The sequence below is a fragment of the Chryseobacterium indologenes genome, from assembly GCF_018362995.1.
In the GTDB taxonomy this organism is placed as follows: Bacteria; Bacteroidota; Bacteroidia; order Flavobacteriales; family Weeksellaceae; genus Chryseobacterium; species Chryseobacterium indologenes_G.
Genome location: NZ_CP074372.1, coordinates 709,691 through 735,170, shown reverse-complemented (window position 1 = coordinate 735,170; position 25,480 = coordinate 709,691). Strand labels below are relative to the sequence as shown.

Below are 25,480 nucleotides of genomic sequence, written 5' to 3'. Positions count from 1 at the left end.
ATTATTTTTTTCATTTCTCTAAATTTAAATCAGAAATTGTATTATCTTTTTTAAAGAAAAACAAATATGATTAGTTAATATAATTTAACAGCATCAGATTTGCATAAACAAAAAAAATAGCCCTATTTTTATTTTATAATTGCGAACAATATTTTTTAATCAAATTTTAAATAATCGTTGTAAAAAGTGGGATTTCCAAAATGTTTTTTGGAGAAAAAAGATTCTTTTAGTGTTGAAAAAACATTAAATTTGCGACATTGATATTATGGATAAAAAGACACAAAAAAAACAGACTGAATCGCCTGAAACAGGCAAAATTTTATCTAAGCCACGTATTTTTTCCGGGCTTACTTTTATACTTTTATCGGCTGTTCTTGCATTCTCATTCATTTCTTATTTAATGAACTGGAAAGCAGATCAAAGCCAGGCAGGAACGATGCTGGACAAGACTATAAAATCTTCAAATATCTTTGGCAAGGCTGGTGACTGGCTGGGGAATATCTTCATTTTCGAAAGTATTGGTATTGCTTCATTCATCATTGCATTTTTATTTCTTGTAGTCGGCACTCTAATCCTTAAGAAGAAAATCTTCAAACCATGGAAAACCTTCGGGCACTCTTTGTTTTTTATCTGCTGGCTTCCAATTTTTATGGGAGCACTTACTAAAGGACAAGGTGTTTTAGGAGGCGTATATGGATATCAGATTATGGATTACCTTAATTCTATTATTGGAGCGGTAGGTCTATGGACTGTGTTGGTGGCAAGTATTCTTTTGTATTTTATTCTAGAATTTAATCTTCGTCCAAGTTCTATCAAAGCAAAATTGGATAAGATCAATGAAAATACTATTGGAAAAGTAAAATCTATGATTCCGGACTCTAATGATGACTTCGAGGCAGATGAGGAATTGAAAGAAGAAGCTGAAGAAATTGAAGAAACAGCTCCATCTCGTGTTACGGTAAGTGATGTTACCAATAGCACTTCCAATAATTCAATCCATACAATAAAAGAACCAGAACCTGTAAGTGTTCCGAAAGGATTTCCGGAAGTTCCGGTTTCAACCGGTATAGAAACCATTACGACTCCAAACCACACTTCTTTTGAAGTGGAGCCAAGAGAGGTTGCCCAGCCGGTAAGTTTAAATCTTTCTACAAAACCTATTGTTCCGGTTTCTACTCCGGAAGAAGCATTTGATATCAGACCATCTTCTCCATCTTCTGCTGTAAACACTGCACCGGCACAGGAAAACATTAAATTCAATGTAGAAGTAGCCCCTGTAATTGACATTCTGGATGATTCTGATAAAAAATCTCAGGAACTTGTAGAAAAACACGGTTTATATGATCACAAGCTTGATCTGGCTAAATTCCAGATGCCACCTGTAGAATTACTGAAAGATTATGGAAGTGAAGAAATCTCCATCAACAAAGAAGAATTAGAAGAAAATAAGAATAAGATCGTTGGGCTTCTGAAAAACTTCAACGTAGGAATTGCAGAGATCAAGGCAACAATTGGTCCTACTGTCACATTATATGAAATTGTACCGGAAGCGGGAATCAGAGTAGCAGCTATTAAAAAACTGCAGGATGATATTGCATTGAACCTTTCCGCGTTAGGAATCAGGATTATTGCTCCGATGCCGGGGAAAGGAACAATTGGTATTGAGGTACCAAGAAAAAACCCTACGATGGTTTCTATGCGTTCTGTAATTGCTTCTCAGAAATTCCAGAATACAGACATGGATCTTCCCGTGGTTTTCGGAAAAACGATTTCTAACGAAATTTTTATGGCTGACCTTTCAAAGATGCCTCACTTACTGATGGCGGGAGCAACAGGTCAGGGTAAATCTGTAGGGATTAATGCAATCCTTACCTCACTTCTTTACAAAAAACACCCAAGCGAACTGAAGTTCGTCATGGTGGATCCTAAAAAAGTGGAGCTTTCTTTATATTCAAAAATTGAAAGACATTATTTAGCAAAACTGCCGGATGCGGAAGAAGCAATCATTACTGATACCAATAAAGTAATCAATACGCTGAACTCTCTTTGTATTGAGATGGACACACGATATGATCTTCTTAAAAATGCTTTCTGCAAAAACCTGAAAGAATACAACAAGAAATTTGCAGAAAGAAAATTAAACCCTGACAACGGACACCGTTTCTTACCTTATATAGTATTGGTAGTAGACGAGTTTGCAGATTTGATCATGACAGCAGGAAAAGAGGTAGAATTACCGATTGCCAGACTGGCACAGCTTGCAAGAGCCGTAGGAATTCACCTTATTGTAGCAACACAAAGGCCATCCGTAAACGTAATTACAGGTATGATTAAAGCCAACTTCCCTGCAAGAGCAGCCTTCAGAGTAATCTCCAGTGTAGACTCCAGAACGATCCTTGACTCTCCGGGCGCAGATCAGCTGATTGGTAAAGGAGATATGCTTTATTTCAATGGAAATGAGATATTAAGACTTCAATGTGCTTTCGTAGATACGCCAGAGGTAGAAAGACTTGCTGAGTTTATTGGAGAGCAGAAAGGATATGCTTCTGCATTCTTACTTCCTGAATATGTTTCTGAAGACTCTACAAGTACAGTAGGTACTTTTGACCCGAACGAAAAAGATGCTTTATTTGAAGAAGCGGCAAGAATTATCGTTTCAACCCAACAAGGTTCTACATCAATGCTTCAGAGACAATTGAAACTGGGATACAACAGGGCCGGAAGAATTATGGATCAGCTTGAAGCCAGTGGTATTGTGGGAGGTTTTAACGGAGCTAAAGCAAGAGAGGTTCTGATCAGCGATCTTCATTCTTTGGAACAGTTTTTGGAAGATCTGCGTAGTTAAAGGGAAAAATTGAATGATTTAACCTTTCAGAGTTTACAATGTCTAAAGATTATTAAATAAAAAAATGAAAAATATTATTTCAAAAGTTATATTAGGAAGTTTTGTTGTAGGTGCAGTAGGTATGGCCAATGCTCAGAAGATTGATGCTAAGGCTAAGAAGATATTGGATGATATTACAGCCAACTACAATTCTAAAAAGAATTCTTACTTCAAATTTTCTTTTGGAAGCGGCCTTAACGGGCAGGTGACGAAAACAGAACCAGGTATTTATTACGCTGCAGGGGAAAAATACAAACTGAAGATCATGGACACGGAACAGATCTTCGACGGAAGCAAGATTTACAATATCAATGCAGATGATATGGAAGTAACAATCGCTAAGCCTAACGGAAGCGGTACCATGTTCTCCCCTATCAACTACCTTACAACTTACAGAAATGATTATAATGTAACCTATAACGGTAAGAAGATGGTAAACGGGGTAAATGCTGATTTCATTAAGCTGACTCCTGTAAAAGCAAACGGAATACAGTTCGTATATTTATTTGTAGATTCTGCTAAAAAGCAAATGGTAAAACTGGAACAACACGGAAACAACAAAGATGTGGCCGTAATTGCGATTAAAGAATACAAAGAAAATCAGCAACTGGACCCTAATATGTTTGTTTTTGACAAGAATAAGTTTAAAAATTACGTAATTACAGAACTTTAAAAAGCTGAAAGTGAATTGGCAACTAAGCAAATTTGCTTTTTAAGTTAAAAAAATAACAAAATATAAAAAGCCACAAGTAAAACTTTGTGGCTTTTTGATTAATTTTGGCTCATGTTAAAAATACTAGACCGATATATCATAAAAACCTTCTTTGGACCGTTTTTCTTTATATTCAGCGTATTGTTTTTTATTTTTATTGTAAACATTATCTGGGTTCAGTTAGGACAGTTTATGGGAAAAGGATTAAGCTACTGGCAGATCCTTAAACTTCTTTTTTATCTTGGGGTAAATGTCATCAGTATGGTGTTACCGCTTACCATTCTCCTTGCGAGCATCATGTCGTTCGGGGAATTTGGGGAACGGTATGAGCTTGCAGCGATGAAAGCGGCAGGAATTCCTTTGACCAGGGTAATGACTCCCCTACTGGGAATTTCAACAGCGCTTGCGATTATGTTGTTTTTCTTCTCCAATAATATTATCCCGGATTTTCAGAAAAAAGCCAAAAACATGCTTTTCAATATTGCCCAGACAAAACCGGCAATCAACTTTACTCCTGGCCAGTTTATTGATCAGATTCCCGGTTATATGGTGAAATTTGACAAAATATACGGGGAAAACGGAAAAAATATTGAAGGGGTTTTTGTACATAAAAAAGCCAATGCTTACGAAAATCAACAATCTGTTGTAGCAGAAAAGGGAAAATTTGTTCCTGCAGCTAATAAGAATTTCCTGAAGCTTGTTTTATATAACGGATATGTATTTGAAGATGCCTTTGCCGGAAAAGGAGATAATGTAAGACAGAAACAACCCGATCAGGCCATTAAATTTGACACATTGGTTTCTCACTTTGACATCAGTGAAATCATTAATAAAGCGATCGAAAAAGAGCAGATCACGGACGACTACCGTTTTCAGACTTACAACCAGCTTGACGGAACAATTAACAAAAACAAAAAAGACAATAAACAGTTCTTTGATAATATTGGCTCCGAAGTTCTTAACCAGACCAATTCTGTTGTGACCTATATGGATAAAGGCAACAAGCATAAAGTAGTGCCAAAAACACAGATCAAACTGGATACGGTAAAAGGAGAAAAAAAGCTGGAAATCCTTTATAATTCTTACACCAGACTGGATAACCTGAAGTCTACACTGGAATCTAAAAAGAATGAATACAGTTCCAATGTAAAATATTTCAGCAAGGTTGTTATTTATCAACAGAGAATTGTAGCGTATTCGGTGACCTGTATTATTTTCTTCCTGATTGGAGCCAGTTTAGGTTCTATCATCAGAAAAGGAGGAATGGGACTTCCGGTAATCATCGCTATTGTAATTTTTATTGTCTTTTATGTAATGAATGTTGGGGTAGAAAACTTGTCATGGAGCGGAAAAATGAATCCTTACCTTGCCGCGTGGCTTCCTAATCTGATCCTTCTGCCTTTTGGAGTTTGGATGACGTATAAAGCCCTTACAGATTCACAATTATTTGATGCTGAAAAATACAAAGCACTATTCAAACCTATTACTAAAAGGTTTACCAAAAGTAAAGAACATCAGAGATATCAATAATTCTGATATCACAATAAAAATAAAAAGCTCCGATTACTTTTCGGAGCTTTTTTGTTGAGTTATTTCGGATATAAAAAATTATATTTGCTGGAACTTAAAAACAATACCATGAAGAAATTACTACTTATTGGCCTTTTCGGTCTTGTATCTCTGAATGCTTATGCTCAGGCTCAGGATCAGGATGAAAACGGAACCTACAACGGTGAAAAATACGGCTACATTATTGATAAAAGCGGAAAAAAAACAGAAGGCGTTGTCCATCTGCACGGAGGATATTCCAGCCCGTGGCAAAATCAGTTAAAAGTAAAATTTGCAGCCATTGCAGATATTGACAAAGTAAAAAACAAGATCAAATTCAAAACCTACGACACAGGCGATATTAAAGAATATATGGTGTATGAAGGGGATACTCCAAGAATCTTTAAATCGGTTAAATATTCGAACATGAGAGAAGCTTTAAACAGTTCTGAAAGCTTAACAGGATTGTCAGCAGGTTTTAAAGCGATCAATAACCTTTCAAGAACAGATCAGTTCGCAGAAGTAGTGACAGAGGGTAAGGTAACCGTTTATAAACTCTATGGTTATCCTACAGCTCTTTCTCCCAACAGCACACAGGCAATTACACAGGCAGAAACAGACCGTTTAAGAGAAAATCCCAATTACATCTTTTCTAAAAAAGGCGGAAAAGTGGAAGAACTGACGCCTGCAAAAGCAAAACTCATCCTTGCAGACTGTCCATATGTAAAAGCAAAAATAGCAAAAGGAGAATATGGTTCTCTGAAAAATGAAGAAAAAAAAAGGTCCGGTTTCGGGAAATTTATCCGGGATGAAATCAGCAATGCTACAGTAGATAAACTTTCAATTATCAATGAAGTAATCTATGATTACAATGAAAATTGCAAATAAAAACTAAGGCTTTCAATCGAAAGCCTTTTTTGTGACATTTTTTGTATTTTTATTCACCAACAAACCATTTGTCTTATGAAAATTGTATTTCTCACAACGAGTCTCTTTCTTGTTTTTTCATGTAAAAATGATAAAGCAGTTCATAAACAATCTGCTTCAATGGACAGTTCTGTTGCCAAAAAAGATTCTGTACAAACCAAAACAGCAGAAGATCCTATTGATCAGATTAAAAAAGAATATGCCGCCCTTCAGGCTCAACTGGAGGCTAAAAAACTAAGTCAGTCAAAATTTACTTATGATTGTAATGATGAACCTTCAGGCGAAGTTATTTTTTATTCCGACAAAAATGAGATCAAGGTGATAGAGCATTTTTATGCAGAACACAGCCATTTCTCCGGATCTGAAAAATATTTTATAAAAGATGGAAAGCCTTTTTTTATATTCAGACAGGAAACCGTATGGAATTTTGATGGTGGCACTCCGGAAAAACCTGTTACGAAAGATGATATTACAGAAACCCGTATCTATCTTCAGAATGACAAACCCTTGAAATGCCTCGAAAAAAAAATACAGCATAAAATCTGATCAGAAAGAAAAAACCGCTCCTGATAACATTCCAAACAAAGAAATTCAATGTGATACGAATGAATTGTATAAAACATATCAATTGCTGCTAAAACATAAAGACCAGAAAGAACCTATAAAATGTCTGTAAAAGTAAAAGAGGCTTCCAATCGGAAACCTCTTTTTTATTTTTAGTATTGAAAATTTAAATTTTTAAGCTTAAAACTTATATACAAAAGCATTGATATTCATTCCTGCACCCACAGAAGCAAATAATACCACATCATCTTTCTGGATTTTATGATGTTCAAGTTCATCCTTTAAAATCATAGTCAGCAAAGACGGAATGGTCGCCACGCTGCTGTTTCCAAGTTTATGAATGACCATAGGCATTATATTTTCAGGAACCGGTGTATTATACAATTGGTAGAACCTGTTAACAATAGCTTCATCCATTTTTTCATTAGCCTGATGAATGATAATTTTATTTAACTGACTAATGGAATATCCACTGCTGTCCAGACATTTTTTCATGGCATCCGGAACATTTATGAGGGCGAATTCATATATTTTACGTCCATCCATTTTGATATATTTTGTATCCTGGCATTTATCATTGTTATAAGATTTCCCAAAATACAGATAATCTTTCTCTTCAAAGGTATAAGAAGCTGACAAATGAGCCTTTATTCCGGAGTCATCATCATTGTTTACTTCCAGTACGGCCGCTCCTGCTCCATCAGCATAGATCATACTGTCTCTGTCATGAATATCCACTACACGGGAAAGAGTTTCCCCGCCAATCACCAGACATCGTTTAGCCATACCGGCTTTAATAAATGCATTAGCCTGTATCACACCTTCAATCCAGCCGGGACATCCAAAAAGAACATCATACGCCACGCAGAAGTTATTTCTGATTCCTAATAAATGCTTTACCCTTGCCGCAAGGCTTGGAACCGCATCGGATTGAACTGTTCCAATACGAACATCTCCAAAATTATGGGCAAAAATAATATAGTCTAATGTCTCAGGATCTATTCCTGCATTTTCAATGGCAGCCTTTGCTGCAATAAATCCAAGATCTGAAGTAACCTCAGTACTATGAGCATATCTTCTTTCTTCAATACCCGTAATTTTTTTTAATTTATCTGTAATAGATGTATTATTTTCTGTTAATAATATACCCTTTTCATTAAGAAAAATATGCTTATCAAAAAACAGATTGGTTATCGTTTCAGATGGTATGTAGTTGCCTACACCAATAATCTTCGTCATCACTTTTAAAATGTTTAATTTCCTGTTTTAAGTTAAGTCTGCAGGAATAATTCTATAAATATAATGAATTAACGTAAATACTCACCAATATATTATGGAATGTGACCTCTTTACGATAAAGTTCTAAACAAAAAAACCAAATACATAGTTTAAAAGCAATATAACCAGCTTATCCGGAAGAAAAAAAAGAGGCTCCCATCGGAAACCTCTTTATTATTTTCAACAACTGAAAATTATACTTTCATAATTTCAGCTTCTTTTGTCTTAAGATGCTCATCGCAAAGCTTTACATATTTGTCGGTATAAGTCTGGATTTCTTCTTCCACTCCTTTTACCACATCTTCAGAAACACCATCTAACTTTTTAAGTTCTTTCAAACCGTCCTGTCTGGCGTTTCTTACCGTTACTTTAGTGTTCTCAGTTTCCACTTTAGCCTGTTTTGCAAGTTCTTTTCTTCTTTCCTCTGTTAAAGGCGGAACATTCAGAATAATGTTTTCTCCGTTGTTAGAAGGTGCAAAACCTAAGTTTGAATTGATGATCGCTTTCTCAATCGCATTGATTGCAGTTCTGTCCCAAGGTTGAATAGAGATTGTCATTGCATCCGGAACAGAAACATTCGCAACCTGGTTGATAGGAGTCATTGCTCCATAGTATTCTACCATTACATCCTGAACCATTGATGTAGAAGCACGTCCTGCTCTAATTCTTTGAAATGCGTGATCCAGGTGCTTTACAGCTGCATCCATGTCTTGTTTTACAGATTCTAATATAAGATCTAATTCTTCCATTATTATATTAAAGTTTGATAAATTACACATCTATTAATAACCTGAATATCAACTAGTTAAAGCCTGAAAATCCTGTAAGCATCAGTGTTCTTTCACTGTTTTAAACTATTTTTTTCTATTCAGTGCTGCAAAAATAATGATTGTTTTTGAATAATAGGTATTTCACAGATGGATTTTGTGTACTTGGCTCTGTTTTGAAAAAAGAAGATGGCTTTTAATGATCCTACATGAAGTCTTCCGGTACAAATACCTATAGGATATTTTGGTTATTTCTACTGATTTACAAGCCATTTTTTATGGCTTATTTTACTTTATCATTTAGTAAAGCTCTCAACAGAGATTATAATATCACACAAAAGAGAATTTCATGTAAAAGAATTCATCATCACTTTATAAACTAATTTAAACCAATCACATTATGACAAATCCATCTTTAGATGCCTATCAACAAGTATTTGGTATGGCAGGTCTTGCCAACCGCGCAGGAGGCTACAACGGTTTTGGTATCCAGCTGCAACAACAGCTTCAATATGATTTATCCTATTATTTTAACAATGTTCCTCCGGTTAAAATGATGGATCAGAAAACACCTTCCACAGCTAACCCTTCAGTTCTATCGGAATTAGGAAGCTGGGATCTTGTCTGGGGCCCTGCTCTGATCGAGGAAAAAAATGAAAAGGGAGTTCCTACAGGAGTTGCAGATAATGCATTATACGTAGTTAAATGTGAGGCTGTTGCATTTCCGGGAGGCCCTACATTGCCTGCTTATGTCGTAGCTATTGCAGCAACTAATCCATCATCCCTTTACGATTGGGAAACAGAAGATTTCTCAGTTTCAGAAGTGGTAAACTGGACGACTTACAATCCTTCCAATTTCACTCCGTCAGCTTATAATGGCACCGATCCTTATATTTCAAAAGGTACTGCTACCGGTGTAAGTATCCTTCTCGGACTTGAGAGCCCGGATTCTGCAGCTTCACCTAAAACTACACTGCAGCAGTTTCTTGCAGGCTTAAATCCGGAACCGGGTACAGCTATTATATTTTGCGGACACAGTCTTGCAGGAGCATTATCACCTACCCTTGCTCTTTATCTGAAAGAAAATAAAGATCTGAATGCATTCGGTGTAACACTTGTATATCCTACCGCCGGGCCAACTCCGGGTGAGGCAGCATTTGCCAGCCTGTTCAACAGCAAATTCCCGCCATTGCCACCAGGATGGCAGCAACAATCAGGCACTTACCAAAGCTGGAATACCATGCACTGGAATGATCTGGATGTTGTCCCTCATGCGTGGCAGGTATCAGAACTGGAAAAAATTGCAACTATATATGGACAGGCTACTACCAATATGACGGCCTCCATATTAAAAGCTTTACAGAAGATGGCTATTGATGATTCTTCAAAATCAGGAGCCAGCTATACAAGGATACAAAACCAATCACTTCCGGGCCAACTGCAGCACTCAAGCAGCTCCTCGATCAGCATCAAAACACCTCCGGCAACCTTACAGGATTATATGCTTCAGTTATCAGTACAGCATGTGGGCATGTATAATGGTATTCCTGCAACCGGATCTGATCCTCAGGTGACCGGTCTTATTCTACCAAAGCCATTGCCCAAACCGGACGTTGTGAAACTGGTACCGGGAGTAACTGCCGTCACCGAGTTTGAGATGATCATGAAAATTATAAATCAGATCATTGAATGGGTTTTCTCCCATTACACTCTAGTTGAAAAGGAAAATGCAACGCAAAATATTGAAGCAGATAAATAGGTATTACAATTGCTATAAAAACAAAACACCTGTCACGATAATCGTGGCAGGTGTTTTTTATATTTTTTCTAATAAATTGATTATAAATCAACCAAAGTACCTACATTTTCTCCGTCTACAATTTTTGACAGGTTACCGTCTTTATTCATATCGAATACGATGATTGGCAATTTGTTTTCGTGGCTCAAAGTAAAGGCAGTCATATCCATTACCTTAAGATTTTTTTCAAATACTTCATCGAACGATAATGAATTGTATTTTACAGCATCAGCATTTTTTTCAGGATCACTGTCATAGATGCCGTCTACTCTTGTTCCTTTTAAGATTACATCCGCTCCAATTTCGATTGCTCTTAAAGTAGCCGCTGTATCTGTAGTAAAGTAAGGGTTTCCTGTTCCTGCTCCGAAGATTACTACTCTTCCTTTTTCAAGGTGTCTTACCGCTCTTCTTTTGATGAAAGGTTCAGCTACTTTATCCATTTCAATAGCAGACTGAAGTCTTGTCTTGATTCCTGCATCTTCCAATGCTCCCTGCAACGCCATGCCATTGATGACAGTAGCCAGCATTCCCATATAATCTCCCTGCACTCTGTCCATTCCTTTTGCAGCTCCTGCAACACCACGGAAGATATTTCCTCCTCCAATCACGATCGCAACTTCACAGCCTTTTTCGACTACTTTCTTGATCTCAACAGCATATTCCTGTAGTCTTTCGGTATCAATACCATATTGTCTGTTTCCCATTAAGGCCTCACCGCTCAGTTTCAGAAGGATTCTTTTATATTTCATCTTTTATTTTTAGTAACTTTTTATTAGTGTGGGTCTACCCCGATTTTGCTTTTGCAAATATAATCATTAAAAATTTTGATAAAAGAAAAATATTAAATAGAAATAATGTAAGAAATATTTTGAAAAGTACGAAAAAGGATTATTTTTGCATTAATTATAAATTGAGTTGAAGAAAATTATCATTTTTTCATTATTTCTATCAGGAATTGTTTCTTATGCGCAAACAGGAACAAATGTTTATCCGTTCTTAAATGTACCTGTATCTGCAAGACAGGCTGCTTTGGGTGGTGATGCAATTTCGATAAGAGATTATGATGTTTCCTTTGCTATTGCAAACCCTGCCCTGTTAAATAGAGATTCTGACAAACAGCTTTCTGTAAACGCAACAGCTTATCTTGCCGATTCAAAATACGGAACTATTGCTTATGCCAAAGACTTTGATAATGGCCACATGGCTACCATCAATGCCAGGTATATGAGCTATGGAAGTACACCGAGAACGGATGAAAGCGGTTTTGAAAACGGAGAGTTCAAAGCTTCGGATGTAGCCATTGGCGCAGGCTATGCCTACCAGTTTGAAGAAGACTGGACGATTGGTGGAGGACTTAATTTCGTTACCTCAAAAATTGACAACTATACTTCTTCCGCAATTTCAGGAACAGCGGGAGTTACCTATCATAATAAAAAGAACAAAGAAGTACTTTCTTTGGTGATGAGAAATTTTGGTTTCCAGCTGAAGTCATTCAATGGAACAAGAGAAAATCTTCCTTTCAGAATTGATCTGGGGTATACCAAAATCATCAAGAACTTCCCTCTTGCGATTACCATTACGGCGCATGATCTTCAGAAGTTCGATATTTCTTCAGAATATAACCTGGACGGACAGAAAGTGAATGCCGGCAGAAAAATTGCAGACCACTTTTCATTGGGCGCTGAATTGTTTCCGGAAAAGAATTTCAACATCCGGTTGGGATATAATGTAAAAAGAGGAAATGAACTGGCGGTTGCAGATCAGAGAAACTTCTCAGGACTTTCTGCAGGATTTGGAGTAAAAGTTTCCAGATTCCGTATAGATTATGCACACGTAAGATATCACAACTCTTCCAATGTCAATCAGATAGGAATTTCTATGGACCTTTCAAGTCATAGAGGAGAATAATATTCCGGCTTAAATTTTCTTAATTATTCTGAATTTTTCTTACTTCCTCTTGATTTTTAAGAAAAAATCTTGAAATTTGCAGTATGAAAAAACCTGTAATTGCTATCGATGGGTACTCGTCTACCGGAAAAAGTTCTATCTCTAAAATCATTGCAGATAAACTGGGACTTATTCATATGGACACAGGAGCTCTCTATCGAGGAGTTACCTGGTATGCATTGCAGCATTGTCTGGACGAAAATGGAGGAATTGATCTGAATACATTATTCTCTTCTTTAGACCAGATCAGCCTTGAGTTTAAAAATAACGACGGAACTCTTATTCTTTTCCTTAATGACACGGATATTTCTAAAGAAATCCGTACCAATATAGTATCTGACAATGTAAGCCTTGTGGCCAAACAGAAAGAAGTAAGAGACTTTTTGCTGCAGTCACAGCGCACTTTGGCAGAAAAAGGAGGTGTCATTATGGACGGACGTGACATTGGGACAGTAGTTCTGCCAAATGCAGACTATAAATTCTTTCTTACTGCCAGCATTGACGAAAGAACTAACAGAAGGTTTCTGGAACTGCAGGGCCTGGGAATTGAAGCAGATAAAGAACAGGTAAAGCAGAACCTTATAGAACGAGATAAGATTGACAGCGAGCGTGAAATAGCCCCTTTGAAGCAGGCTGACGACGCTACCGTTATTGATAATTCGGAACTGACCAAAGAAGAAACTATAGAGCTTATTTTATCTCACATCGAAAAGATTTAACAATTTTTAATAGGCTCCCAGCCTCCTTTGGTATACAAATTGTAAGTTTTATTACTGTAAAAACTAATCTTATTATTAATTATTAAAAAACTTAAAATGTCTAGAAAAGGAAATAATACAGCAGGTATATTGGCAGGACTTCTTGCAGGTGCTGCGGCAGGTGTAATCTTAGGAATGCTTTATGCACCGGAAGAAGGTAAAGAAACCAGAAAAAAAATCAAGGATAAAGCAAATGATCTTAAAGATCAGGCTAAAAATAAATACGGAGAGGTTTCTGAAAAAGTAAAAGACCAATATGGCAATATTTCTTCTACTTTCAAAGAAACGGCAAGCAGCGTAGCACATACTGTGAAAGACGGATATGACAAATATAAAGATCAGATTGTTTCTAAAACTGCAGATTTGGCAAAAGATGTAGAAGCAGAACTGAACGATCTAAAAAAATAAGTAATTTATCTTTTTAAGTAAATTACAGAAAGGAACTTTTGTGCAAAAGTTCCTTTTTTTGTAACTTTAAAAAAAAACAATGATAGAAACTATTAAAGAATACGCCTCCAAGAGAATAGATCTTCTGAAAATTGAAGCAACTGAAAAGTCGTCTCTTTCTGCCGGGCTCATTACTTACTTTGTAGTACTGCTTGTTGCTTTTGCTTTTTTTATTATCCTTTTCAATTTTGGAATCGCTTTCCTTATCGGAAAGGCACTGGATAATTACTCTTACGGATTCTTAATTGTTGCTGCATTCTATGCACTGGTAATGGCATTCGTTGTTGCCTTCAAAACTAAGATCGTAAATACTGTTGCAGATCAGGTTATTAAATTTTTAAATCATTAAACTATGGGCAGAAAATACGAGAGCATAGAAGAATTAAGAAGAAAGAAAAAACTGCTTCAAGGTGAAATAAGTGATCTGGAGAATCTTCTTACCTTCAAAAATACGAAGGAAAGCCTGAGTGCCTTTACCAACGGATTAAGTGATCAGTACCTTCAGGAAAAGATAGATGAAGACGGTGATGAAAAAGTAGTTCTGAGAAAGGACGTCATTGCCAAGCAGCTTACCTCAGAAGTAAAAGATTTGCTGATTAACAAAAATACCGCTGTAGGGATTGCAAGCTCCGCTTTCAAAGGTGGTAATATTACAGACAGCCTTGTTAAACTAGGAGTTACCGCTATTGTAGGAAATTACGCCAAAAAGAACATGAAGAGCTCCAACTGGAAGAAAAAGCTTATTGGTGCTGCATTGATCTACCTTGCGCCTATAGCATTGAAGTATGTCAGAAAAAAGATGGAAGTATATCAGAAAAATAAAAGTGTTTCCAGTATGGAACAACTGATTTAAGGAATTAGGGCTTAGGATTTAGAAAATAGTTTTACATTTTCACTTCCTGGGCCCTAATTTTTAAATCTTTATTTTGAAAATAACTGCCCTAAAATAATCCCCGCAGCCATTGAAACATTCAGGCTTTCTGTAGACTGGGATTTTCCAAATCTCGGAATACTGATACTTTTTTGTAAAAGCTTCTCGGTTTCCGGTCTCATTCCGTTTCCTTCATTTCCTAAGATCAGATTGATTTTTTCAGGTTTATCAAACGTGTAGATGTTCTCCCCTTCCATATCCGTCCCGATATTTATATTTTCCGTTTCAGAAAGATATTCCACAAGATCAGTATACACCATATTAACTCTGGTAAAAGAGCCCATAGTAGCCTGAATCACCTTCGGATTGTAGACATCCACGGTATCTTCACTACAGATAATCTGTTCTATTCCGAACCAGTCTGCCAGTCGTATAATCGTTCCTAAATTTCCGGGATCCTGTATTCCATCCAAAACCAGCTGTATATTCTTATCCGCCAACTTTTCTTCCTCCGCAAGATAACATACCGCTACGGAATCTTTCGGCGTTTTAAGAAAACTGATTTTTTTTAATTCATTTTCAGAGATATGGATAACGGGAATATCAGTACGGTCCAATTTTTGTGGATCGGTTGAAAATATTTCTTTAACTTTAAAGTTAGAATTAAAAAGTTCACAAATGATTTTATTACCTTCAACCAAAAACAAATTGTATTTTTGTCTGAACTTCTTTTTATCTAAAGATTGTAAAACTTTTATTGTATGAGCTGTAAGCATTATAAGAATTCTCCTCAAAAATATTATAAAATTATCTCATTTGCAACATTTGTTGGTCTCCTTTATGCTTGTAGTACAACAAAAAAAGTTCCTGAAGGCGAATATCTGCTTACCAAGAACACATTAGGATTCGAGGATAAGAAAGAATTTTTCGATGAGGAACTGAAAGATTATATTCAGCAAAAGCCCAATAAAAAGCAATTCCTTTTCATGCCATTAAGTCTTCTTCTGTATAATATGGCTGATCCGAAATATGATACGATACTTAATGAATACATGACCTATCCCGGTGAGATGAGAAATCAGAAGCTGAGAGACTCTTTATTCCTTAAATATAATATGAAAAGCAGTGTCGGAAAAAGTTTGCTGTTCGATCGTTTATTGCATAATTGGGGAACACCGCCCGTAATTCTTGACCAGACCAGAAGTGAAAAAAGTGCTGAGTCTATTAAAAAAAGGCTTACTTACAGAGGATATTGGGATGCAGACGTAACCTTTAAACATAATTTGGATTCTGCTTCAAAAAAAGCAACCGTTAATTATTCTATTAAACATAACGATCCTACCATGATCAAGGATTATTTTTACAATATTCCGGATCAGGGGATCAAAGGCTACTACAATTATAATCTGAACAAAAGTCTTGTGAGATCCGGGCAGATACTTGATCAGACCGTTCTGGAGAGAGAGGTAACCCGAATTACTGATATGATGAGAGAGTTTGGTTTCTACAGATTCAACGCCTCCAATGATGAGGTTTATTTTGTGGCAGATTCTCTTAAAAGCAGAAAGCAGATTCCTTTGACACTGGAAATCCATAAAGACTCTCTGGATACACCTTATAAGATTTCAACTTTCGGAAATATAGATGTTGCCATTGTAGATGAGCCTGGTGATTACCCTAAAAATACAAAAAAAGACAGCTTAAGAAGAATAAGGTTCCATACGATGAATGATAAATATAAACTTTCATCTATATGGAGAGCTATTATTCCGGACAGTAAAAAAGTTTTTGATCAGACTAAACTTGATGTAACCAAGAGAAACCTTTTGGCCATGAACAATTTCAGCATCGTTAAGGCAAGAGATTCCCTGAGACAAGGAGGAATGGCTTCACCTAACGACAGTATTGTTGATTTATTATATGTATTAAAACCGCTTCCGAAGTACGAATTTAAACTGGGAACAGATATCAATTATTCTCAGGTCTTAAATCTCGGTATCTCTCCTTCCGTAGACCTTACGACCCGAAACGTTTTCAGAGGGGCAGAAAACCTTTCAACGAGTCTTTCAGGAACATTTGGATCGATCAGAAGTACCAAGGATATTGATAAAAGAGTTGCCGCCTATGAGATATCAGCTCAGGCATCTTTGAATTTCCCGAGGCTTTTGCTTCCTTTTAATTACTATAAATTCATTCCTAAGCGATACACGCCTACTTCATCTATTTTGTTGGGGGCATCCATACAGAACAATATCGGTTTGGGAAGGTTGATTTTCAATACAGGGCTGAACTATCAGGCAAGTGTTAATGATCAGGTGTATCATAAGCTTACCTTATTCAATACTCAGGTCAGCCTGACAAAAAATAAAGATGCCTACTACGATTATTTTGTGAATGACGGAAGGGTAAAAGATGAAGTTTTCGGGAATTATTTTATGTTTAACCCGGAAACTGCGCAAACCGGACAAGATTATAAAGATGGAAAACTCAGTGTAGATGAGGTTTCCAAAAAGATTATTGAGAATGATGCTTACCGTGGAAGTCTTGATCAGCAGGGAAGAGATCTTTTAACGGCATTTACCGGAACATTGGTGAACAAAGACAGGCAGACGCAGGATGTTCTTATTTCTTCCATGATTTATAACTTTGTATACAGTGAAATCGGAAAAAAAGAATATCCAAACGCCTTTTATTTTAATGGGAAAGTTGAGCTTGCAGGTAACATTTTAAGCTTATTCAATAAAAAAGGTAACGACGGAGGTGTTGTTACCGGTCCTCAAAAAACCATTTTCGGGCTTCCATATGCACAGTTTATAAAATTTGATATTGATGCCAGAAAGTATTTTAAATTCAATGGAAATCAGACATTGGTACTTCGCCAGTTTATCGGGGTGGGAATACCGTATGGAAATTCTCAGGATATGCCGATCATCAAATCATATTTCAATGGAGGTTCCAACGATATCAGAGCCTGGGTAGCATTTGGAGGATTAGGTCCTGCAGATTCTCAGGTGGATGAAAGAGTACGTACTTACATGACAGATAATTTGAAGCTTACTACCAATATTGAATACCGAATTCCGTTCAATAAGACTTATGAGGGAGCTTTATTTACCGATATAGGAAATACATGGAGTCTTCGTAACTATAATGACGGATATGGGGATGAGTTTAAATTCAATAAGTTCCTGAAGCAGGTAGGTATCGGAAGTGGATTCGGATTAAGGGTTAATATCGCCTATGTAACGGCCAGAATTGACCTTGCTTATAAGATCTATGACCCGAATAAACCTGATGGAGACCGATGGAGATTCAAATATATCCAGCCTTTTAAACCTACTGTTAATATCGCGTTCGGATATCCTTTCTAATCCGGAGAAACACCTAAAATAAAATAGACTACAGCAATCACACGGGCGAGGATTTCCCTCGTCTGGTTTCTGTAGAAGCTTTCGGACTTTGTGACATCCTGAGCATCAAATCCCAAAGCATTCATATCATTATTTCTCGCAAAAAACAAAGCCCTAAGGTTGTGATATCCCTGAGATACAATAATGACGTTCTTCTTTTTATACACATCCTTACAACGGAGAATACTTTTATAGGTATTGAAACCCTTCGGGTCTTCCACAATAATATCTTCAGGAACCCCTTCCAGATAAACCAGGTAATTTTTCATTGCTCTCGGTTCATTGTAACCTGTACTCTTCTCCCCGCTCACTATAATTTTCTTGATCTTCCCATGATGATAAAGAAGCGCCGCAGCATCCATTCTTTTCGTAAAATAGGGATTAGATTTTCCGGATCTCATTTTCGGAGATGTTCCCAAAACCAATGCTACTTCTCTTGGTGGGATTTTTGAGATTTTAGTATAGGTTCTCCCGTTGGTAAGCCCGAAAACCCATACATTACAGAAGCATATCATCAGAATTCCTAATTCCAATGATATAAAACCCAGGTTAAATATGTTCCTAATAACTCTCAACTAAGATCAAAGTTAAGCTTTATTTTTTTACTTTTCACAATAGACATACAAGATAATATGTGTCCCTGCTCTTCCTCTTTTTCAGTAAGATATTCATTTTCCAGCAGTTCCACTTCACCTTCTTCCAAAGAACATTCACAACTTCCACAAATTCCGGACTTACACGAATAAGGAACCGGAAACTTTTGAATCAAAAGCTGCTGCAGGATTTTATCCTTGTTATCAGGAAGATGAGTAGTATATTTTTTTCCGAGCATGGTAAATTCAACCTCTATATCCTCAATCAGAGGAAATTCCTTTTCTACAGGATAAATATCATCATTGAATTCTTCAAAAAGTTCAAAATGAATGTTCTTTTTTGGAATTCCATGGTGATAGCAGGCATTGGCCAATGTCTTGATCATTTCCCCTTTTCCGCAGATCAGCACTTCGTCCACCGCATCCCAGATCGTAGATTCTTCGTCTGTATCATCCAGATGAAGAATCTGATTAATGATAAGATTTAATTTTTTGGCATCCAGCCTGCCATAAAAAAACTGATCTCCTGTTTTCTCCTGCGAGAAGAAGTAAAAAATCTGAAGTCTGTCACCACAAGTTCTGGCAAGATTATCCAGTTGGTCCCGATACACTAGATCGTCAGAACTTTTATTTCCAAAAAATAAAAATAACCGTGTTCTGGGTTCGTTGTGAAGAATATTTTTAAAATGACTCAAAATCGGGGTAATTCCAATACCTGCAGCAAAGGCTACAATCGTCCTGAATTCACTGGGTTTGGATACGATAGTAAATCTTCCTGCGGGTTCACTCACCCATAGTTCGTCACCAGCGTTATAGTTTTGAAATAATTGCGAAGTAGCCCCTTCAACGGAATTAACTTTTATCCCCAGACATATTTTACCTTCATAGGGAGCCGAAGTCATTGAATAATCATTAATAACCTCTTTCCCATGTGCCTGAAATCTTATACTGACGAACTGCCCTGCTTCAAACCTGAAATTTTCCTTTAAATTCTCAGGAATATCAAACTCCAGAGAAAAAGTATTTTTGGTCAGCTCTTCCTTTTTCGCTATTTTTAACGGATGAAACTGTATCAGTTTCCCTTTATAGATTTGTTGTTCCATAACTTCAATTCAAAAATAGATAAAAAATAATTTATGAAGAAGATAATTTTATCCACGTTACTCCTTACTGCATTGTACAGCTGTAAAAAAGAAGGTCAGAAAACCGAAAATACAGCAGCTTCAGATTCTGTTTCTGTAGCCCAATCTACAGGTGCTGAAGAAAGTACGTATGTTCCCAAAGAGCTTTCTCCTGAAAATGTAAGTCAGTATTTAGCAAAAAATAATGATACTTTATATGTCACTAACTTTTTTGCAACCTGGTGCGGGCCATGTATGAGAGAAATTCCAAGTTTTAAAAGTAAAATGGAAGAGCTGAAGGGTAAACCCGTAAAATTCACTTTCATCAATCTTGATGATAAAGCTGACTGGGCTGATGCTGTAAAGAATTTTGCTACAGAAAATAAGTTGGGAAAAAGTGTGATCTTATTGGATGGACAAAAATTAGATCAAAATTTCTTCACTTCCAATTTCAAACAATGGGACGGAGGTTCTATTCCTTTTACCTTTATGAGAAAAGGAGATAAGACCGATGAATATCTGGGAATGATGACGGAAGATGTATTAAATTCAAAAATCGATTCTTTCTTACAATAAAAATAGACTGAACTCTTTCTGAATCATGTCAAAAAGATTTAAAATCCTGTGTTTGCTATTCGTGATTGCCATTATTATTAGTGCGGTCATCAATCTGAATACAGGATTTTTAAGTTTAAATTTTCAGGATTTTTTTCTGAATTCTGATCATAATCAAATTGCTGAAATCCGTATCAATCGTGTTCTTGTAATGATGTTAGCCGGAATTTCAATTCCTACTTCAGGTTTTCTGATGCAGGAATATTTTCAAAATCCGCTGGCAGGACCTGATATATTGGGAATCACTTCGGTAGCCAGCTTGTCTGTTGCCTTCTATATTTTCTTTTCCCACGATATTTTACTTCCAGAGTTTTTACAGAACAGCTTCCTCAGTTTATCAGCTATTGGAGGAAGTTTACTTCTGATGCTGATATTATTGTCGATGTCTAACAGATTTCAGGACAAATCTTATCTTATTATTTTTGGATTTCTTGTCTCTGCTTTTGCCGGAGCCATTGTATCATTGCTTCAGTTTTATGCGGAGAATCAAAGTTTGAAAAACTATATATTATGGTCTTTCGGAGCCAATAACATGGTAACCAGAAACCAGATCTATGTATTGTTTATTTTGGTTTTAATTGGAGCATTTATCTGTTTTAGGGCCATAAAACCACTTATTGGAAATTCTCTCGGCAGTTCCTATGCACAAAGTTTAGGTGTAAATCTGAAACAGCTGAAGTTTTTAATAATAGTTGCTTCTTCTCTCCTCTCAGCTTCTATTACGGCATTTTTGGGACCTATTCTCTTTATTGGAATTATTGTTCCCCACTTCTGCAGACTTGTTTATAATCCTTCAAAACTTTGGCAACAGTGGATTCTTAATATGTTTCTTGGAATGCTGATCATGCTGCTTTTCTCGGTGATTGCAGAAAAAACACAGATTCCTCTGAATGTGATAAGCTCTGTATTTGGGATTCCTGTGATTCTGATGATGCTTTTGAAACAGAATAAGGTATAATATTAGTATATAAACCAATCAATTCAAATTTAATGTGAATCAAGAAAATTACTCATAGTATTTAAGAATAATTTTATAACTTTCTCCGGTGAGCAAAAAGGGAAAACGCTTATAATGTGTCATTCCGAAGGAATCTGAACAAAATTTGCAGAGATGCTTTCAGCATGACCTAATCAACGCGACTTATCAAGCTATAAACGAAACAATGAACATCTCATTTTAACTATGCACCTACAGATCAAACAGGCAAATATCGGTTACAAAACAACATTAATCTCCAATGCCAATGCGGACTTGAAGCTTGGCGATGTATGCCTGTTGATTGGTAATAATGGTGTAGGAAAAACAACGCTGATCAAATCTATTCTGCACCAGCTCCCTTTACTAGATGGAGAAATTTTTATTCATGGAAAAAATGTAAAAAGCCTTTCTGTAAAAGAAATTGCGGAGAATATTGCTATTGTTTTTTCAAAATCGGTTATTCCGCAGCATTATACCGTTGAGGATCTTATTTCTCTTGGAAAATATATCTACTACCCTTTTTATTTTGAACTGAAAAAAGAAGACCGTGAAGAAGTGGCGCACATCATTGAAGAACTGGATTTAAATCAATACAGATATACCCTTCTGAAAAACCTGTCGGACGGAAACCTTCAGAAAGCTTTTATCGGACGGGCAATAACTCAGAATGCTCCGATCATTATTTTGGATGAACCCACGACCCATCTGGACGAAAAAAACAAGATCATTATTCTTAAAACCTTAAGAAAACTGGCTAAAGAACAGAATAAACTTATCCTGTTTTCTTCCCATGACTGGAGATTAGCCAAAGAATTTGCAGACAAAATATGGTATGTAAAGGAAAAACAGTTGTATTCAGGAATTGTGGAGGATATTCTTCTCCAGCATGATGAACTCACCAACGCATCATTATTTCAAATCAATGAGACTTTTATTCCGCCTTTCATCTCAGCACCGCAGTTTCATAAGGAAATGCTGTATTCTCTGCTTCAAAAAAACTTCCCAAAAGACCTGTCAGCCCTTAATTTTGACTTTCAGAATGCTTTTTGGGTAATTACTAAAGATTCAGCCCGATACCAATGTGAATCTTTTGAAGAAATCATCAATTTGATCCCAAACATTCATTAATACTAGGTTTTCTTTGATTAATCCACATACTATGCATGCATAGTATTATGCTAATCATATAATTTAATCTATTTATTATCAGGTTATTAACAAAATTTAACGTTAATAAATACTATGCATGCATAATATTTATTATATTTGGGTAAAACCATTGGCGCAAAAATGATGGATAATAATAAGGAAAAAATAGAAAACGTAGATTTAATTTTAAAGCAGACCTGGTTGGCTGTTTCTAAAATGTACACAGAACTAGCCCAGGAACATGATTCCACAGCGGTACAGGCCCTTACTCTTCTTAAAATTGACCCTAAAGAAGGAACCCGAAGTACCAATCTTGGTCCCAAGATGGCTATTGAACCCACTTCATTAACGAGAATCATCAAACTTCTGGAAGATAACGGATATATCTATAAGGAAAAGACAACTACTGATAAAAGAGAGGTTATCATTAAGCTTACAGATAAAGGATTAAACTCCAGAAATATGTCAAAGGAAGTCGTAGTCAACTTCAACAAGAAGGTGATGGAAAAAATTGCTCCCGAAAAGCTGGATGCTTTTAAAGACGTGATGACCGAAATCATGAAAATAGCAAACGAATTATTAAACAACAGAAAGTAAATTATGATGAAACCTTTGGGGATCATATAATCTTATAAAAATAAAAATTTACATATGAAAAGAAGAATCAAACATGTAACGGTTCTTGGTTCAGGAATTATGGGAAGCGGTATCGCTGCTCACTTCGCCAACATCGGTGTTGAAGTATCACTCTTGGATATTGTTCCTTTTGAACTTACTGAAGCTGAACAAAAAAAAGGTTTGACCAAAGATGACAAAGTAGTAAGAAACAGAATTGCTTCTGAAAACTTTGAAAAACTTAAAAAAGCAAGTCCTGCACTTCTTTATTCACCAAAGTTTGCAGACAGAATTAAAATCGGAAACTTTGATGATGATTTGCCGAAAATAAAAAATACGGACTGGATCATTGAAGTAGTAGTAGAAAGGCTTGATATCAAAAAGTCTGTTTACGAAAAGATTGAACAGTTCAGAAAACCGGGAACATTGATTTCTTCTAATACTTCCGGTATTCCTATTCACTTCCTGACAGAAGGAAGAAGCGACGATTTCAAAAAATATTTCGCAGGAACCCACTTTTTCAATCCGGTAAGGTATCTTCCTCTTTTAGAGATTATCCCTACCAACGATACAGCTCCTGAGATCATCGATTTCTATATGAACTACGGAGCGAAATTCTTAGGTAAAACAACCGTTTTAGCAAAAGATACACCTGCTTTCATCGCCAACAGAATCGGAGTATTCTCTATGATGGATCTTCTTCACAATGTACAGAAATTAGGACTTACCGTTTCTGACGTTGATAAATTAACGGGTCCGGTGATCGGACGTCCAAAATCTGCTACGTTCAGAACAGCTGACGTTGTAGGTCTTGACACTTTGGTGATGGTAGCCAACGGAGTTCGTCAAAGTGGCGCTGAAGCTAATGACTTTAACGATGTATTTGCGCTTCCAGGTTATATCCAGAAAATGATGGATAATAAATGGTTAGGTTCAAAAACAGAACAAGGTTTCTATAAAAAAGTGAAAAATGCAGAAGGAAAATCTGAAATTCACGGATTAAACCTTGATACTTTAGAGTATGAACTCCAAGGAAAATCATCATTTCCTACTCTGGAATTAACAAAAGCGATTGACAAACCAATCGACAGATTTAAAGTTCTGATCGGAGGCAAAGATAAAGCGGGTGAATTGTACAGAAAATCTTTAGGAGCATTATTCGCTTATGTTTCGCACAAAGTTCCTGAAATCTCTGACGAAGTTTACAAAATTGACGACGCTATGAGAGCTGGCTTCGGATGGGAAAACGGACCGTTTGAAATCTGGGATGCTGTAGGTGTTCAGAAAGGTATTGAACTGGCAAAAGATGCGGGATACGAGGTTTCAGACTGGGTGAAAAATGTAGAAACTTTCTATAAAGTGAATGACGAAGGACAAAGTATTTATGTTGATAAAAATTCAGGAGAATATAACAAAATCCCGGGTCAGGATGCATTCATCATCTTAGACAATATCCGAAAAAATAAAACACTGTGGAGTAATTCCGGCGCAGCTATTGAAGATTTAGGAGATGGAATTATCAACTTCGAGATCCGTTCAAAAATGAACTCTCTTGGAGGCGAAGTTCTTGATGGATTAAACAGAGCGATTGATTTAGCAGAAAAAGAATACGACGGATTAGTTGTAGGAAACCAGGGAGCTAACTTCTCTGTAGGAGCTAACCTTGCCATGATTCTTATGATGGCTATCGAGCAGGATTGGGATGATTTGAATATGGCTATCGCTTACTTCCAGAAATCTATGATGAGAGTACGCTACTCCTCTATTCCTGTAGTAGTTGCTCCTCACGGAATGACACTAGGTGGAGGATGCGAAATGACAATGCATGCAGACCGAGTGGTTGCAGCCGCAGAAACTTATATCGGACTAGTAGAAACCGGAGTTGGTGTAATTCCTGGTGGTGGTGGTACTAAAGAACTGACTTTAAGAACTTCCAGAGAATTCCATAATGATGATGTGAAAAATAACAGACTTCGTGATGCTTTCATGAATATTGCAATGGGTAAAGTAGCTACGTCAGCATATGAAGCTTATGATATGGGAATCCTTGAAAAAGGAAAAGATATTGTTTCCGTAAACAAAAACAGACAAATTGCTGAAGCTAAAAAAGTAGCAAAACTATTAGCAGAACAAGGATATACTCAACCTATCGAGCAGAAAGTAAAAGTTCTTGGTAAAGATGCATTAGGAATGTTCTACGTAGGAACTGACCAGATGCTAACCGGAAACTTCATCTCTGCACACGATAAGAAAATTGCAGATAAGTTAGCTAATGTAATGGTAGGTGGAAACCTGTCTGAGCCAACAGTAGTAACAGAACAGTATCTATTGAACCTTGAAAGAGAAACCTTCCTTCAGCTTTGCGGTGAAAGAAAAACTCTGGAGAGAATTCAGTATATGTTACAAAATGGAAAACCATTAAGAAACTAGTGGGAAAGCTCCGTAGGAGCGAACTGTTAATAGCATGAATAATTTTAAAAGTTGGAGAGCCTCGTAG

The 25,480-nt window shown here is 36.5% G+C and carries 23 protein-coding genes; 17 read left to right on the top strand and 6 right to left on the bottom strand.

All coding sequences use genetic code 11. The features are described 5' to 3' along the window. The first annotated feature begins 265 nt into the window (after positions 1-265). The 5 genes from DYR29_RS03070 to DYR29_RS03050 all read left to right on the top strand — a co-directional run bounded on the left by DYR29_RS03070 (position 266) and on the right by DYR29_RS03050 (position 6,617). Positions 266-2,845 carry an FtsK/SpoIIIE family DNA translocase gene (locus DYR29_RS03070; protein ID WP_213279240.1) on the top strand — a complete coding sequence of 860 codons (2,580 nt, stop codon included), beginning with the start codon at positions 266-268 and terminating at the stop codon, positions 2,843-2,845. 64 nt (positions 2,846-2,909) lie between these two features. Beyond that, positions 2,910-3,557 (top strand): LolA family protein, encoded by a 648-nt coding sequence (locus DYR29_RS03065; RefSeq protein ID WP_047375113.1) that lies wholly within the window; start codon positions 2,910-2,912, stop codon positions 3,555-3,557. 111 nt (positions 3,558-3,668) lie between these two features. After that, complete coding sequence (locus tag DYR29_RS03060) at positions 3,669-5,126, top strand: LptF/LptG family permease (RefSeq protein WP_213279239.1); 1,458 nt, start codon at positions 3,669-3,671, stop codon at positions 5,124-5,126. Between the two features lie 108 nt (positions 5,127-5,234). Continuing rightward, complete coding sequence (locus tag DYR29_RS03055; protein WP_213279238.1) at positions 5,235-6,032, top strand: hypothetical protein; 798 nt, start codon at positions 5,235-5,237, stop codon at positions 6,030-6,032. Between the two features lie 75 nt (positions 6,033-6,107). Beyond that, positions 6,108-6,617 (top strand): hypothetical protein, encoded by a 510-nt coding sequence (locus DYR29_RS03050; RefSeq protein WP_213279237.1) that lies wholly within the window; start codon positions 6,108-6,110, stop codon positions 6,615-6,617. A gap of 198 nt (positions 6,618-6,815) precedes the next feature. Here DYR29_RS03050 and DYR29_RS03045 read toward each other — a convergent pair whose 3' ends face one another. Together DYR29_RS03045 and frr are read right to left on the bottom strand one after the other, a co-directional pair. Further along, on the bottom strand, positions 6,816-7,877 hold the full coding sequence (locus DYR29_RS03045; protein WP_213279236.1) for a 3-oxoacyl-ACP synthase III family protein: 1,062 nt from the start codon (positions 7,875-7,877) through the stop codon (positions 6,816-6,818). Positions 7,878-8,107: 230 nt separating this feature from the next. After that, complete coding sequence (frr, locus tag DYR29_RS03040; protein WP_047422796.1) at positions 8,108-8,662, bottom strand: ribosome recycling factor; 555 nt, start codon at positions 8,660-8,662, stop codon at positions 8,108-8,110. A gap of 418 nt (positions 8,663-9,080) precedes the next feature. Here frr and DYR29_RS03035 point away from each other — a divergent pair, with 418 nt between their 5' ends. Further along, positions 9,081-10,439, top strand: coding sequence for a lipase family protein (locus DYR29_RS03035; RefSeq protein WP_213279235.1), 1,359 nt, complete (start codon positions 9,081-9,083; stop codon positions 10,437-10,439). 80 nt (positions 10,440-10,519) lie between these two features. Here the strand turns inward: DYR29_RS03035 and pyrH are convergent, their stop codons facing one another. Next, positions 10,520-11,227, bottom strand: a complete 708-nt coding sequence (gene pyrH, locus DYR29_RS03030; protein WP_047375127.1) for a UMP kinase — start codon at positions 11,225-11,227, stop codon at positions 10,520-10,522. Between the two features lie 166 nt (positions 11,228-11,393). Between pyrH and porQ the strand changes: the two genes are divergently transcribed. The 5 genes from porQ (at position 11,394) to DYR29_RS03005 (ending at position 14,483) form a co-directional block, all read left to right on the top strand. Then, positions 11,394-12,386 carry a type IX secretion system protein PorQ gene (gene porQ / locus DYR29_RS03025; protein ID WP_213279234.1) on the top strand — a complete coding sequence of 331 codons (993 nt, stop codon included), beginning with the start codon at positions 11,394-11,396 and terminating at the stop codon, positions 12,384-12,386. Positions 12,387-12,469: 83 nt separating this feature from the next. Then, positions 12,470-13,144: a (d)CMP kinase gene (cmk, locus tag DYR29_RS03020; RefSeq protein WP_213279233.1), complete on the top strand. Its 675-nt coding sequence runs from the start codon at positions 12,470-12,472 to the stop codon at positions 13,142-13,144. Between the two features lie 96 nt (positions 13,145-13,240). Next, positions 13,241-13,591, top strand: a complete 351-nt coding sequence (locus DYR29_RS03015) for a YtxH domain-containing protein (RefSeq protein WP_047375131.1) — start codon at positions 13,241-13,243, stop codon at positions 13,589-13,591. Positions 13,592-13,670: 79 nt separating this feature from the next. Continuing rightward, positions 13,671-13,979: a phage holin family protein gene (locus DYR29_RS03010; protein WP_034694332.1), complete on the top strand. Its 309-nt coding sequence runs from the start codon at positions 13,671-13,673 to the stop codon at positions 13,977-13,979. A gap of 3 nt (positions 13,980-13,982) precedes the next feature. Beyond that, positions 13,983-14,483, top strand: a complete 501-nt coding sequence (locus tag DYR29_RS03005; protein WP_047375134.1) for a hypothetical protein — start codon at positions 13,983-13,985, stop codon at positions 14,481-14,483. A 68-nt stretch (positions 14,484-14,551) separates the two neighbouring features. On the opposite strand, the gene DYR29_RS03000 is transcribed toward DYR29_RS03005, so the two are convergent. Then, entirely contained in the window at positions 14,552-15,277 is a 726-nt protein-coding gene (locus tag DYR29_RS03000) for a TrmH family RNA methyltransferase (protein WP_213279232.1), read from the bottom strand. On the opposite strand from DYR29_RS03000, the gene DYR29_RS02995 reads away from it, so the two are divergent. Beyond that, the gene (locus DYR29_RS02995; protein ID WP_213279231.1) at positions 15,263-17,872 is read left to right on the top strand and encodes a BamA/TamA family outer membrane protein; all 2,610 of its coding nucleotides are present in this window, start codon (positions 15,263-15,265) and stop codon (positions 17,870-17,872) included. The two genes, DYR29_RS03000 and DYR29_RS02995, sit on opposite strands and share 15 nt — an antisense overlap. Here DYR29_RS02995 and DYR29_RS02990 read toward each other — a convergent pair. Both DYR29_RS02990 and DYR29_RS02985 read right to left on the bottom strand, forming a co-directional pair. Then, on the bottom strand, positions 17,869-18,426 hold the full coding sequence (locus tag DYR29_RS02990) for a SanA/YdcF family protein (RefSeq protein ID WP_374200534.1): 558 nt from the start codon (positions 18,424-18,426) through the stop codon (positions 17,869-17,871). The genes DYR29_RS02995 and DYR29_RS02990 overlap by 4 nt on opposite strands. Before the next feature lie 56 nt (positions 18,427-18,482). Further along, entirely contained in the window at positions 18,483-19,607 is a 1,125-nt protein-coding gene (locus DYR29_RS02985; RefSeq protein WP_213279230.1) for a ferredoxin--NADP reductase, read from the bottom strand. A gap of 33 nt (positions 19,608-19,640) precedes the next feature. On the opposite strand from DYR29_RS02985, the gene DYR29_RS02980 reads away from it, so the two are divergent. From DYR29_RS02980 to DYR29_RS02960, 5 genes are all read left to right on the top strand, one after another. Then, on the top strand, positions 19,641-20,201 hold the full coding sequence (locus DYR29_RS02980; RefSeq protein ID WP_142716729.1) for a TlpA family protein disulfide reductase: 561 nt from the start codon (positions 19,641-19,643) through the stop codon (positions 20,199-20,201). Positions 20,202-20,226: 25 nt separating this feature from the next. Beyond that, complete coding sequence (locus tag DYR29_RS02975; protein ID WP_213279229.1) at positions 20,227-21,198, top strand: FecCD family ABC transporter permease; 972 nt, start codon at positions 20,227-20,229, stop codon at positions 21,196-21,198. Between the two features lie 225 nt (positions 21,199-21,423). Beyond that, entirely contained in the window at positions 21,424-22,347 is a 924-nt protein-coding gene (locus tag DYR29_RS02970; protein ID WP_213279228.1) for an ABC transporter ATP-binding protein, read from the top strand. Positions 22,348-22,512: 165 nt separating this feature from the next. Continuing rightward, a complete protein-coding gene (locus DYR29_RS02965) occupies positions 22,513-22,965 on the top strand; it encodes a MarR family winged helix-turn-helix transcriptional regulator (protein ID WP_034694513.1) in 453 nt (150 codons plus the stop codon). Between the two features lie 54 nt (positions 22,966-23,019). Continuing rightward, on the top strand, positions 23,020-25,413 hold the full coding sequence (locus tag DYR29_RS02960; RefSeq protein WP_213279227.1) for a 3-hydroxyacyl-CoA dehydrogenase/enoyl-CoA hydratase family protein: 2,394 nt from the start codon (positions 23,020-23,022) through the stop codon (positions 25,411-25,413). Positions 25,414-25,480 lie beyond the last annotated feature (67 nt).

Excerpts from the sequence above, each read along its gene's own strand:
- DYR29_RS03070 (WP_213279240.1), top strand. The coding sequence starts at position 266 with ATGGATAAAAAGACACAAAAAAAACAGACTGAATCGCCTGAAACAGGC.
- DYR29_RS03065 (WP_047375113.1), top strand. The coding sequence starts at position 2,910 with ATGAAAAATATTATTTCAAAAGTTATATTAGGAAGTTTTGTTGTAGGT.
- DYR29_RS03060 (WP_213279239.1), top strand. The coding sequence starts at position 3,669 with ATGTTAAAAATACTAGACCGATATATCATAAAAACCTTCTTTGGACCG.
- DYR29_RS03055 (WP_213279238.1), top strand. The coding sequence starts at position 5,235 with ATGAAGAAATTACTACTTATTGGCCTTTTCGGTCTTGTATCTCTGAAT.
- DYR29_RS03050 (WP_213279237.1), top strand. The coding sequence starts at position 6,108 with ATGAAAATTGTATTTCTCACAACGAGTCTCTTTCTTGTTTTTTCATGT.
- frr (WP_047422796.1), bottom strand. The coding sequence starts at position 8,662 with ATGGAAGAATTAGATCTTATATTAGAATCTGTAAAACAAGACATGGAT.
- DYR29_RS03035 (WP_213279235.1), top strand. The coding sequence starts at position 9,081 with ATGACAAATCCATCTTTAGATGCCTATCAACAAGTATTTGGTATGGCA.
- pyrH (WP_047375127.1), bottom strand. The coding sequence starts at position 11,227 with ATGAAATATAAAAGAATCCTTCTGAAACTGAGCGGTGAGGCCTTAATG.
- cmk (WP_213279233.1), top strand. The coding sequence starts at position 12,470 with ATGAAAAAACCTGTAATTGCTATCGATGGGTACTCGTCTACCGGAAAA.
- DYR29_RS03015 (WP_047375131.1), top strand. The coding sequence starts at position 13,241 with ATGTCTAGAAAAGGAAATAATACAGCAGGTATATTGGCAGGACTTCTT.
- DYR29_RS03010 (WP_034694332.1), top strand. The coding sequence starts at position 13,671 with ATGATAGAAACTATTAAAGAATACGCCTCCAAGAGAATAGATCTTCTG.
- DYR29_RS03005 (WP_047375134.1), top strand. The coding sequence starts at position 13,983 with ATGGGCAGAAAATACGAGAGCATAGAAGAATTAAGAAGAAAGAAAAAA.
- DYR29_RS02995 (WP_213279231.1), top strand. The coding sequence starts at position 15,263 with ATGAGCTGTAAGCATTATAAGAATTCTCCTCAAAAATATTATAAAATT.
- DYR29_RS03000 (WP_213279232.1), bottom strand. The coding sequence starts at position 15,277 with ATGCTTACAGCTCATACAATAAAAGTTTTACAATCTTTAGATAAAAAG.
- DYR29_RS02990 (WP_374200534.1), bottom strand. The coding sequence starts at position 18,426 with ATGATATGCTTCTGTAATGTATGGGTTTTCGGGCTTACCAACGGGAGA.
- DYR29_RS02985 (WP_213279230.1), bottom strand. The coding sequence starts at position 19,607 with ATGGAACAACAAATCTATAAAGGGAAACTGATACAGTTTCATCCGTTA.
- DYR29_RS02980 (WP_142716729.1), top strand. The coding sequence starts at position 19,641 with ATGAAGAAGATAATTTTATCCACGTTACTCCTTACTGCATTGTACAGC.
- DYR29_RS02975 (WP_213279229.1), top strand. The coding sequence starts at position 20,227 with ATGTCAAAAAGATTTAAAATCCTGTGTTTGCTATTCGTGATTGCCATT.
- DYR29_RS02970 (WP_213279228.1), top strand. The coding sequence starts at position 21,424 with ATGCACCTACAGATCAAACAGGCAAATATCGGTTACAAAACAACATTA.
- DYR29_RS02965 (WP_034694513.1), top strand. The coding sequence starts at position 22,513 with ATGGATAATAATAAGGAAAAAATAGAAAACGTAGATTTAATTTTAAAG.
- DYR29_RS02960 (WP_213279227.1), top strand. The coding sequence starts at position 23,020 with ATGAAAAGAAGAATCAAACATGTAACGGTTCTTGGTTCAGGAATTATG.